This window comes from Sphingomonas sp. Leaf62 (assembly GCF_001421915.1).
Taxonomy (GTDB): Bacteria; Pseudomonadota; Alphaproteobacteria; order Sphingomonadales; family Sphingomonadaceae; genus Sphingomonas.
In genome coordinates this window covers 83,380-99,045 of sequence record NZ_LMLN01000023.1, presented here as the reverse complement: position 1 = coordinate 99,045, position 15,666 = coordinate 83,380, and the positions used below count along the sequence as shown (strand labels likewise).

Annotated in this window: 11 protein-coding genes; 3 read left to right on the top strand and 8 right to left on the bottom strand. The window is 67.9% G+C overall.

Translation table 11 applies throughout. The features are described 5' to 3' along the window. Positions 1 to 61: 61 nt before the first annotated feature. Genes pelF through ASE91_RS09600 form a run of 8 tightly spaced genes read right to left on the bottom strand, consistent with a single transcriptional unit; the run spans position 62 to position 12,881 of the window. Positions 62 to 1,543 (bottom strand): GT4 family glycosyltransferase PelF, encoded by a 1,482-nt coding sequence (gene pelF / locus ASE91_RS09635; RefSeq protein WP_235530402.1) that lies wholly within the window; start codon positions 1,541 to 1,543, stop codon positions 62 to 64. Further along, positions 1,540 to 2,388, bottom strand: coding sequence for a hypothetical protein (locus ASE91_RS09630; protein ID WP_056625536.1), 849 nt, complete (start codon positions 2,386 to 2,388; stop codon positions 1,540 to 1,542). The genes pelF and ASE91_RS09630 overlap by 4 nt, the downstream gene beginning before the upstream one ends. Then, complete coding sequence (locus tag ASE91_RS09625; protein WP_156357766.1) at positions 2,385 to 3,326, bottom strand: hypothetical protein; 942 nt, start codon at positions 3,324 to 3,326, stop codon at positions 2,385 to 2,387. Before ASE91_RS09625 ends, ASE91_RS09630 begins: the two co-directional genes overlap by 4 nt. Next, a complete protein-coding gene (locus tag ASE91_RS09620; RefSeq protein WP_056625529.1) occupies positions 3,323 to 4,774 on the bottom strand; it encodes a hypothetical protein in 1,452 nt (483 codons plus the stop codon). Before ASE91_RS09620 ends, ASE91_RS09625 begins: the two co-directional genes overlap by 4 nt. After that, positions 4,771 to 6,477, bottom strand: coding sequence for a hypothetical protein (locus ASE91_RS09615; protein ID WP_156357765.1), 1,707 nt, complete (start codon positions 6,475 to 6,477; stop codon positions 4,771 to 4,773). Before ASE91_RS09615 ends, ASE91_RS09620 begins: the two co-directional genes overlap by 4 nt. After that, complete coding sequence (locus ASE91_RS09610) at positions 6,474 to 7,355, bottom strand: endo alpha-1,4 polygalactosaminidase (RefSeq protein WP_056625523.1); 882 nt, start codon at positions 7,353 to 7,355, stop codon at positions 6,474 to 6,476. Before ASE91_RS09610 ends, ASE91_RS09615 begins: the two co-directional genes overlap by 4 nt. After that, positions 7,352 to 8,749 carry an exopolysaccharide Pel transporter PelG gene (gene pelG, locus ASE91_RS09605; RefSeq protein ID WP_056625521.1) on the bottom strand — a complete coding sequence of 466 codons (1,398 nt, stop codon included), beginning with the start codon at positions 8,747 to 8,749 and terminating at the stop codon, positions 7,352 to 7,354. The genes ASE91_RS09610 and pelG overlap by 4 nt, the downstream gene beginning before the upstream one ends. A gap of 37 nt (positions 8,750 to 8,786) precedes the next feature. After that, positions 8,787 to 12,881, bottom strand: coding sequence for a cadherin domain-containing protein (locus ASE91_RS09600; protein WP_082453955.1), 4,095 nt, complete (start codon positions 12,879 to 12,881; stop codon positions 8,787 to 8,789). 394 nt (positions 12,882 to 13,275) lie between these two features. On the opposite strand from ASE91_RS09600, the gene ASE91_RS09595 reads away from it, so the two are divergent. From ASE91_RS09595 to ASE91_RS18775, 3 genes are all read left to right on the top strand, one after another. Then, positions 13,276 to 14,499, top strand: coding sequence for a threonine synthase (locus ASE91_RS09595; RefSeq protein ID WP_056625515.1), 1,224 nt, complete (start codon positions 13,276 to 13,278; stop codon positions 14,497 to 14,499). 69 nt (positions 14,500 to 14,568) lie between these two features. Continuing rightward, positions 14,569 to 15,000: a hypothetical protein gene (locus ASE91_RS09590; protein WP_156357764.1), complete on the top strand. Its 432-nt coding sequence runs from the start codon at positions 14,569 to 14,571 to the stop codon at positions 14,998 to 15,000. Between the two features lie 7 nt (positions 15,001 to 15,007). Beyond that, positions 15,008 to 15,472, top strand: a complete 465-nt coding sequence (locus ASE91_RS18775; protein WP_082453940.1) for a hypothetical protein — start codon at positions 15,008 to 15,010, stop codon at positions 15,470 to 15,472. The last annotated feature ends 194 nt before the right edge of the window (positions 15,473 to 15,666 follow it).

The window sequence follows — 15,666 nt, the reverse complement described above, 5'->3', positions numbered from 1 at the left end:
CTTCTCGACTTCGCTCGCAGCGGATCGAACCGAACGGGTTTGGGTGGAGAGGCGCCAACCTCTACCGCCCGATCAAGTCCCCATAGAGCGCACGATAGGACCCGATGATCGTCGGGTGATCGTAATCGCGCAGCACCCGGCGGCGCATCGCCTCTCCCATTTCCCAGCGTACCGCCGGTTCGCCGGCGATGGCGCAGATGCCCGCCGCGGTCGCCTGCGGATTGACCAGCGGCGTGACGATGCCGCCATGGCCGGGATCGTGGGCCCCACGCCCCTCGATCATCTCGCGGCAACTGCCGACATCGGGGGCGACGACCGGGATGCCGCACGCCCCCCCTTCCAATATCACCAGCGGTTGCGCTTCGGACAGGCTGGTCAGCACCAGCAGATCGATGCGGTTCATCCAATCCTCGATCCGCACCCGCCCGGCGAAATGCAGGACATCGTTCAGCCCGAGATCGGCGACCAGCTGGTTGCATTCGGCGGCATATTCGCGGTCTTCGTCCTCCGGCCCCAGCACGACGAAGCGCAGATGCGGTTTCTGCACATGGGCGATGGCGCAGGCGCGGACGAAGGTCTTGATGTCCTTGATCGGCACCACCCGCCCGAGCAGCGCCACCAGCGGATGGTCGGGATCGCGGGCATCGGCGAGGTGCGAGAAACGCCGTGCGTCGATGCCGTTGGGGATCACCCGCACCCGGTCGGTCGCCGCGCCCAGTCGCCGCTGCACCGCATTGTTGTCGCCGTACAGCGCGACGATCGGATCGCAGGCATCGTAACAGGCACTGGCATAGCTGGTGAAGGCGCGCACCCACAGGTCGCGCAGATCGTTGACGGTGCGGTCCATGGCGAGCCCGGTATCGACCTGATCGCCGATCCATTCGGCCATCATCACCTCGATCTGTCGTTCGAGCAGATAGATGCCATGTTCGGTGATGAAGCCGGGCCGGCCGCTGACCTGTGCCGCTCGCGCCGCCAGCAGGCCGGCGAACCCGGTCGAAATGGTGTGATAGGCGCGCGCGTGGGGCAGCGGCGCGGTCAGCACCGCGAGCAGCCCGCCGAGCAGGACGCGCATCGCCCAGAAATAATGGTGGAACGACGCCTTGGGCAACAGCGCCTGATAATGGCGGCGCAACCGTGCGAAGGTCGCGGGATGGGCGAGGATGTCGCCCGGCGTCAGCGGGCGTCCGACACCGTCGATCAGCGCGATCAGCGTGCCGAGCGTCCCCGCCCCGCCCCCGTCGACGAAATCGATCAGCGCGTCGGCGATCGCCACCGCCTGCGCCGCCGGATAGCCGCGCGGCATCGTCGCTTCGGGGGCCAGCGCGATCTCGACCAGTTCGACGACATTGTCGGGCGGGGTCAGCTGCATCGCGAGCGGTGCCGACGATGGCTTGATCGCGACGATGGCGAAGCGGATTTCGGGCAGGTGGGTGATCAGGTCCTGCAACCATCCCGATACGCCGCCGACGACGTACGGATACGCCCCTTCGACGATCAGGCAGATATCGGCGGGCGGGCCGGGGTTGATCCGCGCGTTCACGGATGCTGCCCGATCGTCTGCTCGCGCCACCATCCGGTCGCACGGGCGACGCGATCATGCGCGCTGGCATCGACCGGCACCTGTTCGACGATCGCGTCGATCGCGGCATAGTCGCCCGCCGCCCACAGCGCCTCGATCCGGGTCGGGTCGAGCGGGTCGTCGCCGATCAGGCCGAGCGCGTCGGCGCGCAGATGCGCGCGCTGCGTATCGGACAACAGCACGTTGCCGCGCGCATGATCGGCGAGCATCGCCGCCAGCGCCGCATCGCGTTCCGGCCCGCTCGCCGATTCGAGCGCGGCGCGGCCGGTCGCCAGATTCTGCACGATGCGCGCCGATGCGGCGGCGGCGAGCGCGCGGATCGTCTGATCGCCATCGGTCAGCGCCAGCGCGATCAGTGGCGAGAGCGACGGCTGAAACGAGCGCACCACCGTTTCCAGCGCGCGCCGCCGTTCGGCGACCTGTCCGTGGCGCATGATCGTGACCAGCGAGTGCAACGCGTCGGGGTCGGCATGGAGCACGCGGCCGTCGAGCATTCGCGCGACGGTTAGCTTGGCCCCGCGTTGCGCCTTGCCCGACCGGACGACCGGTTCGGGCAGCGGGGCCGGCGGACGATCGTCGTCGGGCAGCGTGCGGCTCGCCCATTCGCCCGCCAGCAACGCCGCCGGAGCGATCATGCCGAAGACGATCGCGCTGAACCGCAATGCGCAACCGTCGCGCAGCCGCAGCACGATCGCCGCGATCGAACAGCCGATATGGCCGATCAGCAACACGGGGCCGGGCCAGACCGGCGCCGAAGCCAGCATCGCCACGTCGGCCACCGCCAGCGCGACGATCGCGCGCATCATGCGACCTTTCCGGGCGATCGGACCGCCAGCATCGCGGGGCGACGCGGTTCGTCGATCAGCAGCGGCACCAGCCAGCGACAGATTTCGGTCAGTTCGGCCAGCAGATGCGCGCCCAGCGCCTCGAACGGCAGGTCGTGCAGCACCAGCATGCCGACCACGCGGTCGCCATCGCCGTCGATCAGCGGCAGGGCGGCGACGCCGACCCCGACCAGCGCGGCACGATCCGATGCGCGGCCGACATGGATCGCATCGCCGCGCCGCGCCATCAGCAGGAGCGGCGGCGGCAGCGTGTCGGCGCGCGCCTGTGCCGCGTCGCCGCGCAACCATGCCCGCGCCTCGCCGCCGACCACCCGGTAACAGGTGAAGTCGCGGGTGTGCGCGGCGAGCGCGATCAGCGCCACCATGGCGGCGCGGCGTTCGGCCGGGTCGACATCGCCCAGACGCGCGGCGGTGGCGATGACATGGCCGATGCTGCGGTCGTCGGTCGCGACCTGCACCTGCAACGCGCGGTTGGTATGGACCAGACGGTGGAACGCTTCGGTCAGCCGGACGACGTTGCGCCGCGCGGTATTCTTGGTCCGTTCGAGCCGGACGAGCCGCTGGGCGCGCACCATCGTCACCTCGCCGATCGCCACCGCCGCCATGAACCACAGCAGCGGCGGCAGCGACAGGTGCAGCAGGTGATCGAGATAATCGCGCTCGACGCCCGGTTCGTGTCCGATCGCCAGCCACAGCCCGCTGGCGATGCCCGCCGCCGCCAGCGCGGGAAAGGTGCCATAGGCCAGCGCCATGACCACCACCGGCAGCCACAGCGGATTGGGATCGACGCCGGTAAAGGCCGTGCCGCCCAGCAGCAGCCGGTCGAGCGCGATCAGCACCCCGAAGCCCGCCGCCAGTTCCATGGCAATCCGCAGCGACCGGTGACGTCCTGCACTCATCGCCCGTTCCCCAGGCCGCGCGTCACGCCCGCGCGCGCGAACATCTGTTGCCCCGCAAAGCCCGGCCGCGTGACCGAGCTGATCCCGCCGCTCCCCTCGACCCGCCAGGCGGTGCCGATCGGCAGCGCCAGCCCGAGGCTGGCATTGGGACCGTCGCCGCCGAAGCGGTCGACCGTCCATCCGGCGAGGCCGGTCAGCTGCGCTTCGCCGATCGCGCCGCTCACCAGCCCCTGCACCGTGTGGTTTTCGCGCGTCGCGAAATCGATTTGCCCACGCAGGCGCTGCACATATTCGGCCTCCAACCGATAGGTCAGGCCGAAGGCGAAGCCGCCGCGCCGCCGGATATAGTCGAGCCCGCCGGCCAGGGTGATCGTGTCGACCGCCCCACCCTCGCCCGCAATGCCATAGCGATTGCCACCGACATCGACCTGCCCCACCAGCCCCGGCGCGATGCGATAGGTGGCTCCTGCGGAAACGCGCGACAGCCAGCCATCGTCGATCGCCTGTTCGCGGGTCGAATAATCGGGCTGATGCAGCGTCAGCCCGGCGCGCCACTGTCCCTCCGCCGAACCGGCGGCATAGCGCACCCCGCCACCGGTGACGCCGCTGTCGAGGGCACCGGCCAGCACCGCCTGCATCCGGGCTTCGTCGCCAACGCGGACGGTGGCACCGGCTTCGGCGACGGTCGATCCGCGATGGTCGTCGCCGATGGTGCTGGCGATATGGCGCACGCCACCGCCGACCGTCGTGCGATCGGTCAGCGCGACATCGACGCGCGCGGCGCTCTCGATCTGCGACAGGTCGCTGCCGTCGCGCAGCGTCACGCTGGCCGATGCCGCGCCGGGGGCGAAGGCGGCGGCGCGCCGTGCGGTGCGGTCGGTCGCGCCGAGGCGGCGATAGAGCCGGGTCGCACCGGCGGCGTCGCCATCGGCGCTGCGGGCGTCGGCGAGGATGCGGATCACGCGCCGGTCGGCCGGATGCTGTGTCGCCAGCGTCTCCGCACGACGGCGGCCCTCGCCCGGATAGCCAGCGGCGACATCGGCCTCGATCGTCAGCAGTTGCGGGTCGAGGTCGGTGGCGTCCTGCGCCACCGCCGCGACCGGCGCGTCGTCGCCCGGCGTGAAGCCGATCGTCATGCGATTATCGCTATGCCGCCAGCGCAGGGTGCGTCCGGCGGCGGGGCGCAGCACAAGGCTGTCATCGTTCCAGCGCAGATCGCCGATCGCGTCGCCGGCGGCATCGCGAAACCGGTTGATCGCTCGGTCGTCGATCGGACGGTCGGCGCGAACGACGATCTCGCCGCCATCGCCCTCGACGCTTAGCGTCGTGCCGACGGGCCACACCAGCTGTGGATCGCCGCCCGCGACCTCGCCATCGGCAAGGATCGCCGGCGGCACGCGCAGCACCGGGCCGGCAATGCCCGCGATCAGGACCAGCGCGGCGATCATTGTTGCGATAACACCATGCGGGCGCGCCCGGGCTGGCCATCGGCGATCAGCAGCCGGGCGTGGAGCGCGACCAGTTGCCGGTCGTTCGGTGTCGCCTGTCGCAGGCGTTCGACCAGCGCCACCGCTTCGCGCCGACGGCCGAGCCGGTCGAGCAATTCGGCGGCGGCGCGGCTGTCGCCGGGCGTTTTGGCCAGCGCCTTTTCGAGCCATGGCCGCGCCGCGCGGTCGCCGCCGATCCGGGCCTGCGCATCGGCCATCAGCCGCAGCGCGGGCAGATCGTCGCCCTGCGTCGCCAGATAGTCGCGCAGGATCTGCACCGTGCGCGGCGCATCGCCGGCATTCCACGCGCTCCACGCCAGATCCATCCGGTCGCGCGGCGCAGCGATGCCGGTGGCGACGCGGGCACGGAGCAGCGCGGCGAGCTGGGCCGGGTCGGGCCTGCGCGGCATCGCGTCGCCCGCCGCGCGCACCGCATCGGCGGACAGCGCGCGTCCGTCGAACAGCCGGGCCAGCACCGTGCGCCCGGCGGAATCGTCCCCCGTCGCCTGCGCGAGCCGCAACCGTTCGAGCAGCACCGGCGTGCGATCGGCCAGCGGATGGCGCGCGAGGAACGCGGCCGCATCGCCCGGCCGGTCGCGATCGGCATAGGCGGCGATCCAGTCGAGCTGCTGCGCCGGCGCGCCGCTCAGGGTGCGCTGCCGCAACCATGCGACGTCGCTCTGGTGGGGGCGCGGACCGAGCAGATAGAGCAGCCGCCGCGCCGCCGGGCCGTCGGGGCCACCCTGCCCGACCGCCGCCGCCAGCACGCCGACCGCATCGTCGCGTGCCCCCGCCGCCAGCAATTGCTCGGCGATCGGCAGCGGATCGGTACCCGGCACCTGCGCACGGGCAAGCAGCATCTGCCGCAGCCCCGCCCGGTCGCCGGCACGGGTCAGGATCGCTTCGCGCGCGGCATCGCGCTGATCGCCGGGCAGCAGCCCCGCCGCCGCCAGCGCCGCGCGCTGGTCGCCTGCCGCCTGCGCGACGCGGATCGCCAGCCACGGATCACCGGCGCGCCAGTCGCTGCCGACCCGGGCGAGCCGCGCGATCCACGCCCCCTGCCCCGCCCGTTCCAACCGGCGGGCAAGGTCGAGCGACAACGCGGCATCGGGACGCGGGATCGCGCCGCGTTCGGCGGCGGCGACCAGCAGGTCGGGCCGTTCGAGCGTATAGGCGGCGGCGACGATCGCCGGCCCCGGCACGCCCCTCGCCGCTTCGAACAGCTTCGCCGCGGCATCGCGCTGCCCCGCCTCCGCCAGCAGGTCGATGCGCAGCGGCCACGTCCCGGCGACCGTGCCGTCGGGCCGTGCCGCCAGATAGGCGAGCGCGACCGTGCCGCGACCGGCGGCCTTCAGGTCATAGGCGACCTGCAGCGTCGTGACCTTCTGCCCCGCCGCCTGCAATTGCGCGGTCAGCGTGGCGAGCTCGGCGGCATCGGCGCGCTTGATCGTATCGGCCAGCGCCGGCAGCTGCGGTCCCGCCGACGGCGCGGGCGACGGCATCGGCGGCGGCAGCGCGATCGACACCGTCACCGGATGGGCGCGGCGCTCGACATGCAGGATTTCGGTCCGGCCGGGCAACAGCAGGATCGCGGCGGCCAGCGCCGCCCCGCCCGCGGCCATCGGCACGCCTATCGCCAGCCAGCGCTGGTCGCCGGCCCTCATCCGGTCGGCTCCGGCCACAACCGGTCGAGCGCCAGCGTCGAGACATAGGGCGCAAACCCCGCCGCGCGTTCGCGGGCATAGAGTTTGGCCACCGGCCCGCGATCGGCCATGTCCCAGTAGTCGAGCGTGGTCACGACCAGCGCCGGGTTGATCGCTTTGGCCGCGCGCAGCCGGTCGGCCTGCCACTGCCAGTCGCTGTCGGACAGCATGTCGTAGCGCTTGGTCGCGAAGTTCCAGCGCGACGCCATCGATTCGCCCAGCACATAATCGATCGACGGCGCGACCCGGTCGAGCAGGGCGTAGCCGCGGTTGAGCATGATCCGGATTCCGGGAAAACGTTCCCGGATCGCGACGATCAGGCGCGCGCCCGCCGCCACCATATCCTTTGCACCGAGGGGGTCCTGCCGTTCCATCGCCTCGGCATTATCCATGGTATCGATGAAGATTCCGTCATAGCCAAGTTTCAGTATTTGCGGGACGATCTGGTCCAGCACCGTCGCGGTCCATGCCGGATGGCGCAGATCGGCACGGCGCGCATCGGGCCAGTCGGGATTGGCGATGCCGAGCGCCCCGGCCCGGTCGAGCGCCGCGAAATAGGGCCGCCGCTTCTCGACCTCGCCCAGACTGACATAGCCGAGCAGCACCGCTCCCTCGCCGCGCAACGGCGCGATGGGGCGCGGATGATGCGGTTCGAGGACCAGCAGCTGATAGCGTCTGGCGAGGACCGGATCGGTCGCGGGGCCATAATCAACCGCCCAGCGCAGCGCCGCATCGCCATCGCCCGCGCTGCGCACCTGTCCCGACGTCGCGCCGCGCAACCCGAGCGTCAGCCCCACCGCGCCCGCGCCCATCGCCATCGCCTGCCTGCGGCCGATCATAGCCAGCGACCACCATGGCCGACCACCGCCGGATTGTTTCCGACGAACAACAGATAGGTCATATTCGTGCTTGCCTCCGCGACCAGCGCGAGGCCGACGAACGCCCCCACCACTGCCCCGGCCATATAGCCCCAGCCAAAGGCCGCGAAACCGGCATCGAACTGGACGAGCGTAGCAAGCGCGCTGGCGAGGGCGAAGCTGGCCCAGGTGACCAGAATGCGTCCGAACAGGTCGTAATAGGCCAGCACCACCGTCGTCGCGATCACCACGAGGTGGAACACCGCCCCCGCCGACGTCTGACGAAAGGCGAAGATCGCGCGGACATCGGCACCGATCGCATCGAACAACGGCACCGCCAGTACCCACGCGAAGGCGGCGATCAGCATCTGCGCCAGCACCAGCAGGCGCAGGCTGTCCCCCATCACCCGGACGACCTCGCCGCGCGCCTCCTCGATCCGCTCCAGCGTCGAGGTGCCGGTGCAGCGCGCCAACATGCTGCCGAACGCGCGGTCGAACCGGGTTTCGGTGACGATCAGCAACAGCGTCAGCCCCGGTACGATCGTCAGCAGGCCGAGGAAACTGCCTCCGTCGTTGATCGGGTTGAGCCGCAGCGCGCCGATCGCGACCCGGCTCGCCGGGCCGAACCACAAGATCCATTTGTCGATCCAGATCGCGGCGACCCCGGCAATGCCGGCCAGCGCGATGATGAGCGCAAGGCGCGGGTGCATCGCATCGCGTGTCGGCAACACCACGTCGCCCGCGAAATGGCGGCGCAGCACCAGCAGGATCGCCGCCAGCGTGAGGCCGATGCCGCCGGTCACGACCAGCAACACCCCGACCAGCTCGCGCTGCGGCCAGAGCCACAGCGTGCCCGCCGCGACGCCGGTCCCGATGAGATAGGCGACCGGCACCGCGCGATAGCGGTCGAGCGCGGTCAGCATCGGTCCCGCGATCCAAATCTGCGCCAGCCACGCGAGCGCCACGCTCGCGGCCAGTGCCTGCGCGAACGGCAATCGTCCCAGCACGCCGAACAGCAATGCCCCCGCCGCCAGCCCGATCACGCCGCCCGCCGCCAGTGCCAGCAGGACGATCCCCGGTATCCCGGCCGCGTCGCGCGCGAAAATGCGATCGGCGACCAGTCGCGTCGCGACGATACCGATCGGTGCCGCGGCCAGCGCCGACAGGCTGAAGGCATAGATCAGCACCGTTTGCAGGATCATGCCGTTGGCCGACGTCAGATGCACCGCCGCCCAGCGTTCGAGCAGCCCCATCGCGACCGCGGTCATCAACCACGGCCCCGCGCTGATGACGGCACCATGCGCAGCGGCGCCGACGATACCGCCGACGCCGCCTTCGCGCGCAACCTGTGCCAGTTTGAATCCGATTCCCGCCATTTGCGCCCCCGACGACGCTTCCTAGCCCGGCAATCCCTTACAGAAAGAAATCACCCGACGTCAGAACGTGATGCCCGAACAACGCGATCGAGAAATCGGCCGACTTGCCGAAGGTCGTGCCCTCGACGACGGTGTATTCGTTGCCGCCCGACATTTCGTAGCGATAGCGAAGCTGTCCTCCGCCCGAGAAACGGCCATTTTCGCCGATGAAGGCAAATGCCTGATCGCCCCGGGCGAATATCGAGATGTTGGCGTCGATCGCCGACAGGTCGATCTTGTCCTCGCCGGCGCGGAAATCGGTGATGACGTCGCGCAGGCCGGACGAGGTGAGGGTATCGCCCTCCCGTTCGAAACGGAACACATCGCGCCCTGCCCCGCCGGTCATCACATCGCGATCGTCGCCGCCGATCAGCAGGTCGTTGCCATTGCCGCCGTCGAGAATGTCCTTGCCATCATTGCCGATCAGCGTGTCGTTGCCGTCGCCGCCGTTCAACATGTCGTTGCCATAGCCGCCGGTCAGCTGGTCGTTCCCGCCGAAACCGTTCAGGACGTCATGCCCCCAGCTGCCGTCGAGCGTATCGCCCTCGCCGGTGCCGTTCATCGCGTCGTCGCGCAGCGTGCCGATCTGGTTCAGTCCGGCGACGTCCTTCACCGTCACCGACAGCATCTGCCGGTCGGTCACGCCATTGGCGTCGGTGGCGACGACGGTGACGTCGTAGATATTGTCGCGGTTGGCATCCTGCGCGTTTTCGTAATCGGGCGCGGTGTTGAACTTCAGGACACCGGTCGTCGCGTCAATGCTGAACAACGCCCCCTCGCCACCCGGCGCGATCGAATAGCGGACGACATCGCCGTCGCGGACGTCGGGATCGGTTGCGGTGACCGTGCCGACGGTCGCGCCGTTTTCGAGGACCGTGATCGAACCGCGATCGCCGCCGCCCGCCGACGTGATGGTCGGACCGCCGGTCTGCTCCTTCACATTGTTCACATAGACCCACAGCAACTGCCGCGACGTCGCGCCGAACGAGTCGGTGGCGACGACGTTGACGTCGTAGATGTTGTCGCGGTTCGAATCGCGGGCGGTTTCGAAATCGGGTGCCGCCGCGAACTTCAGCACGCCGGTATCGGCGTCGATCGTGAACAGCGATCCCTCGCCACCCGGCGCGATCGAATAGCGAATGACATCGCCGTCGCGCAGGTCGGGATCGGTCGCGGTGACCGTGCCGACCAGCGTCATATTCTCGTTCAGCGCCATGCTGCCCCAGCTGCCGCCGCCGGACGAGGTGATGACGGGACCGCCGGTCTGTTCGGTCACGTTCTTGACCGTGACATAGACCATCTGCTTGTCGACCATGCCGCGCGCGTCGGTGGCGACCACGTTCACGTCATAGATGTTGTTGCGATCCGAATCCTGCGGGTTTTCGAAATCGGGAGCCTTGATGAAGCTGAGCACGCCGGTCGTCGCGTCGATCGTGAACAGCGCCCCTTCGCGACCCGCTTCGATCGAATAGCGGACTCGGTCGCCTTGCGCGACATTGGCGTCGGTGGCGGTGATCGTGGCGACCGCCATGCTGTTTTCGGCCAATGCCGGCAGCCACACCGCATCGCCGCCGCCGAACGAGGTGATCGTCGGACCGACATTGACGACCTGCGTCACCTTGACGGCGTGGGTGCCGATCGTACCGATGTCGATCGTCGCGATCTCACCCACCAGCGAGTCCAGCGTGCCGCCCTCGACGGTGATCCAGTTGGTGCCCGGCGCCTTCAGGTCGATCACGACCTTGCCCTCGCCCGCCACGGTGAACGACAGGTCGCTGCCGTCGCCCGACAGCGTTTCGAGCGATGCGCGCATCGGCAGCTGGGTGATGTGGGTGACGTCGTCGGCCTTCGCGCCCATGGTGATGTCGAAGCTGCCGCCCTTGGCCGGCAGGAATAGCTTGTCGTCGTTATAGGCGTACCAGCCCTTGACGCTCTGGATCACCTGCCCCGCCTTTTGCCCGTCGACATCGAGCGCGAACAGGCCGCTGCCCATCGACGACGAGACCGACGCGGTGATGGTGTTGCCGACGACGCTGCTGACGACCTGCGCCTTGTCGAACGCGTTCACGCGGTTGGCGAGATCGGCCAGCGTCACGAACTCGACGCCCTTGGCCGCTGCCGCCGCGACGAAATTGTCGAACATCGACCGGACATAGGGGCTGCCGGCGTTGGTGGGGTTGCCGTCGTTGTCGATCGCCCAGGTGGTGGGACCGTAATCATGCCACGGCCACACGATGATCGGCGCATCGGCATTGCCGGTCAGATTGGCCAGTTCCTTGGCCCACACCGCTTCGGCTTCGGCGACGGTCTTCTTCTGGAATTCCATCAGCGAGAAATCGAACGAGGTGTTCGGCGCGATATAGACCTGGTTCGATGCGGCATTGGCCGGGTTCATATAGCCGATGGCGTTGGGATAGCCGGCACCGACGCCCGAATAGCCGCCCGACAGATATTGCACGTACTTCAGGATTTCCTGCGACGTCGCGATCTGTTCGGGCGCGCCCGGAACCGCTGCGCCGCCGACCGACACGGTCCGGCCGAGATAGTCGCTCAGCTTGGCTTCCAGCTCTGCACGGCTCTGGCCGAATTCGAACCTGATCTGTTCGTCGGTCAGCAGGTTGGTGTCGTGCGGATGGGTATAGCTGTGGGTGCCGATCTCGTTCCCCATGTCGATCAGCTGCTTGTAATAGGGCAGCGACACTGCCCAGTCGGTCGCCTGGCCATTGGCCGGATCGTTGCCGATATTGACGTAATAGCTGCCGACGAAATTATACTTCGCCTTCCACTCGGCAAGGATCGGGATCATCTTGTCATAGATGCCCGGCGCGCCCTCTTCGGGCTTCACTTCGTCGCGTTCCTGGCTCTGGTCCATGTCGACGCGCGACGCGAACAGGCCGGTGTTGCGGGTCATCTGCAACCCGACCGACAGCCCGCCGCCATGCACCGAATAATCGATCGCCTTTTGCAGCAGGTTTTCGTCGGCCATGACCGCTTCGGACGAAAAGATCACGTTGCGACCGCCGGTCTGGGTCGCGATCGCCGCCGAATAGGTCTCGCCGTTCACGGTCGCGGTCGCGATCGTCTGCCCGGTGCCGCTCTCGCTCTTGAACGCGTTCCAGCCAACCTGCTTGTAATCATGAACGACTTGCCCGTCGGTATAGCCGTCGAGCACGAGGCCGCTCGCGTCGGTCGCCTTGATCGTCACGTCGGCGGGGAAACCGCCGGTCACGCGCGTCGCGTCGAACAACAGCTTCATGCGCGCATAGCTGTCGCCGGCCAGCGCATTGCCCGCCGCGTCGTTGGTCATGAACTCGCCCGCCGCGATCAGGCCGATGCCGTATTGCTTGGTCGCCTGTTCCAGCGTCTGCGCGATGGCGTCGACCTTGGTCGCGTCGACGTTGCGGAACGAAGGGAAGATGATCGAGTCATATTTGGCGACGGTCGCGAGGCTGGTCAGATCGTCTTCGGTCAGGATGTCGAACGGAACGCCCGCCTGCATCGCCTGCGCCTGCACCGACATGAACAACTGCGAATAGGCGGTCTTGCTGAAATAGGCGTTGGCGGTGCTTTCCGACCATACGATCGCGACGCGCTGCGCCGGGTCGACGGCGAAGCCCGCATCGTTGAAGACCGTGAACGGCGGCGCGGAATAGCTGCCGGGCAGGAACACCGAATCATTGACGTCGTAGAGCGTATCGATCGCCTGCGGGTTGCCGATCGCGGCCTTGTCGACGCGGAATTCGACGGTCGAGCGATCGTCCGACCACACCGCCTGCAGGTTGGCGATCGCGGCGGCGGCACCCGGTGCGCCCTTGTACAGCGCGACCGATCCGTCGGCATCGAAATTGACGCTATATTCGGCCCCGCCGGCAAAGCCGAAAATCTGGTAGCCGGTCTGCGCGTTGCGATCGGTATTCAGCCAGACCGTCGTGTTGATCCCGACGGTGCCCGGCACCTTCAGCGCGAAGGCGAACGCGTCGCCATCGCTCCTAGCATAGATGGCATAGCCGTCCTCGAGCCCGCGATCGATACGGTCCTGTGCGCTCCAGTCGCCCAGATTGCCGTCCAACATGATCGGGTTCGCGCTTGCCATCTTGTCCATCCCTGTGTCGTCACCGATCCCTCGCCATGGTCCCCCGGCGGTTCGGTTGGCCGCGCTTCGCATCTGGTCGCGATCGTCGCAAGTACTTCCTGAAGGGGAGGGCACTTCATCGTTCAGTCATTCGTATCAGGTCGATACGGATTGTCCGGAACCGGGACAGGATCGGATAATTTACCAACAATCCTGTGGTATTAACTATGTCAATACTCAATCAGGTTGAGTTCGCCACGGACTAAATCGTACGAAATCGACCATATGTACGCTGATACTGGCCTTGATTGACGAACCGGCCGCAGCACTGGATGTCGGTCGAGGATATGCTTGCCGCAAAAGGTTAATGCCCGAACGCATGGACCCGGACGGATCGGTCGCTACTATACTGACCATGCACGATAATCTCACCGCCGATCGCCCGACCTTCGTCACCCATCTCGAATGCTCGATGACCGGGGAGCGGTATGACGCCGACACGCTCCAAAATCTGTCGCGGGTCGGAAAGCCGTTACTGGTCCGTTACGATCTTGCGGCGGTCGGAGCGGCGCTGTCGCGCGATACGCTGGCGGCGCGCGATACCGATCTGTGGCGATGGCGCGAGTTGCTGCCGGTCCGCCATGCCGCGAACATCGTCAGCCTGGGCGAGATCGAGACGCCGCTGATCCCCATCCCCCGCGCCGGGGGCGCGCGGGTGTTGGTCAAGGACGAGGGCCGCCTGCCGACCGGCAGTTTCAAGGCGCGCGGGCTGGTGATGGCGGTGGCGATGGCCAAAGAGCTGGGCGTACGCCGCATCGCCATGCCGACCAACGGCAATGCCGGCGCGGCGCTGGCCGCCTATGCCGCGCGCTGCGGGATCGAGACGATCATCTTCTGCCCCGAAGATACGCCCGAAGTGAACGTCCGTGAGATCGCGGCGCAGGGCAGCCGGGTCTGGCGGGTCAACGGCCTGATCGACGATTGCGGGGCGATCGTCGCGAAGGGCGCTGCCGAGGGCCGCTGGTTCGACTTTTCGACGCTGAAGGAACCGTACCGGATCGAGGGCAAGAAGACGATGGGCCTCGAACTCGCCGCGCAGCTTGGCTGGCGGTTGCCCGATGCGATCTTCTACCCGACCGGCGGCGGTACCGGCCTGATCGGTATGTGGAAAGCCTTTGACGAGCTGGAGGCGCTGGGCTGGATCGGGTCGGAGCGGCCGCGCATGTATGCGGTGCAGGCCGCTGGCTGCGCACCGATCGTCCGTGCGTTCGAGGCGGGACAGGACCATGCCGATCGCTGGGAAGACGCACACACCGTCGCCGCCGGCATCCGCGTTCCGCGCGCGGTCGGCGACTTTTTGATCCTGCGCGCGGTGCGAGAGTCGGGGGGCAAGGCGCTGGCGGTGGGGGACCCGGCGATCCTGAAGGCCGTGGACGATTGTGCACGGCGCGATGGCCTGCTGCTGTGTCCCGAGGGCGGCGCGACGCTGGCGGCGTATCGGCAGGCGCTGCGCGATGGCGAGGTCGATGCCGAAGAGGACGTCGTGCTGTTCAACTGCGCGACCGGGCTGAAATACCCCCTGCCCCCCGCCGACGCGACGCTCGACCGGCATGGGGAGATCGATTTCGACCGGTTATGAGGTAATGCAACGCCGGCTATCCAGACTGGCGACCGCCGCGCGGCGGTTCGTCGAGCCGGTATGGCCGGCATGGCATGTGGACTGGGTGGTCCGTTGCCATCGCCGCCGTCACGCTACACCCGTGTCCGTAGCAGCCTGTTAGTTGTCCGCCTGCTCGCCGAACAGGGCATCGTCGGCGTCCTGCGGTCGGGCATCCCGCCTGCCGACGAACGGAAACCCGCGTCCGCGTCGTTCGGATTTCGTGCAGTCGGTGGATGGGAAAGCCATGCCTGGGTCGAGGCGTGCGGCTTTATCGTCGAGATCATCGCGGACCAGTTCGGCGATGCGCCGGTGATCGTCGTCCCGGCGCACGACCGGCGCTATGCGGCGGGTGAAGGCCCCACTGCCCTGCCCGCGCCGGGGCCAAAGCCTGTCGAGGCTGTCGATATCGTCTGGCAGGCCCGGGCGTGCGGGACAGGACGGGAACATTTCGCTTCCCTTTCGCGGGCGACCGACTCATAGAATCGACATGCCGATCCGTGCCGAAAACCGCTGGCTCTACCCGATCGACTGGACACAGCTGTCTGCGACGATCCGGTTCGATCGTGCCGGGGGCCGCTGCGAGCGATGTGGCCGGCCCCATCTGGCGCGGGTGCCGCATCTGGGCGATGGTCGCTGGTGGGATGCCGACGAGCGTTGCTGGCGGTCGCCACGCGGACGACGGATCGCAACCGTTCGTGTGTCTCTTGCCCGCGTGCGCATGACCCGTGTGGTGCTGGCTTGTGCGCATCTCGACCATGATCCCAGTAACAACGCTGCCGCCAACCTCGCTGCATTGTGCCAGCGATGCCATATCCTGCACGATGCGGCCGAACATCGCTGGCAGCGTTGGTGGAATCGCTTTCGGTACAGGGCGTTGCGCGATCTGTACGAACACCCTCCCCTTACCCGCAAACGCCTTGCTGCTGGTCGAGCTGCTCCTTTCAAAACCTGAAATCAAGCCATCGAAATGGTTAGACGGTTTATTGAAAGGTTAGCAGGTTAAGGGCGCGGAATAAGCTTCCCAACCGGCTCACAACCACGAGTCGCGTGCGTGTTCGCGTTCCTGAAAGTTCGACGCTTCGTTCCCGATAGATCGGCCGTCACGTTCCCGAAGTGTCGGTCCATCGTTCCCAAAGGGTCGAACGG

Coding starts and splice junctions, on each gene's coding strand:
- ASE91_RS09610 (WP_056625523.1), bottom strand. CDS start 7,355: ATGATCGGCCGCAGGCAGGCGATGGCGATGGGCGCGGGCGCGGTGGGG.
- ASE91_RS09620 (WP_056625529.1), bottom strand. CDS start 4,774: ATGATCGCCGCGCTGGTCCTGATCGCGGGCATTGCCGGCCCGGTGCTG.
- ASE91_RS09595 (WP_056625515.1), top strand. CDS start 13,276: ATGCACGATAATCTCACCGCCGATCGCCCGACCTTCGTCACCCATCTC.
- ASE91_RS09625 (WP_156357766.1), bottom strand. CDS start 3,326: ATGAGTGCAGGACGTCACCGGTCGCTGCGGATTGCCATGGAACTGGCG.
- ASE91_RS09630 (WP_056625536.1), bottom strand. CDS start 2,388: ATGATGCGCGCGATCGTCGCGCTGGCGGTGGCCGACGTGGCGATGCTG.
- ASE91_RS09590 (WP_156357764.1), top strand. CDS start 14,569: ATGGCATGTGGACTGGGTGGTCCGTTGCCATCGCCGCCGTCACGCTAC.
- ASE91_RS18775 (WP_082453940.1), top strand. CDS start 15,008: ATGCCGATCCGTGCCGAAAACCGCTGGCTCTACCCGATCGACTGGACA.
- ASE91_RS09600 (WP_082453955.1), bottom strand. CDS start 12,881: ATGGCAAGCGCGAACCCGATCATGTTGGACGGCAATCTGGGCGACTGG.
- ASE91_RS09615 (WP_156357765.1), bottom strand. CDS start 6,477: ATGAGGGCCGGCGACCAGCGCTGGCTGGCGATAGGCGTGCCGATGGCC.
- pelG (WP_056625521.1), bottom strand. CDS start 8,749: ATGGCGGGAATCGGATTCAAACTGGCACAGGTTGCGCGCGAAGGCGGC.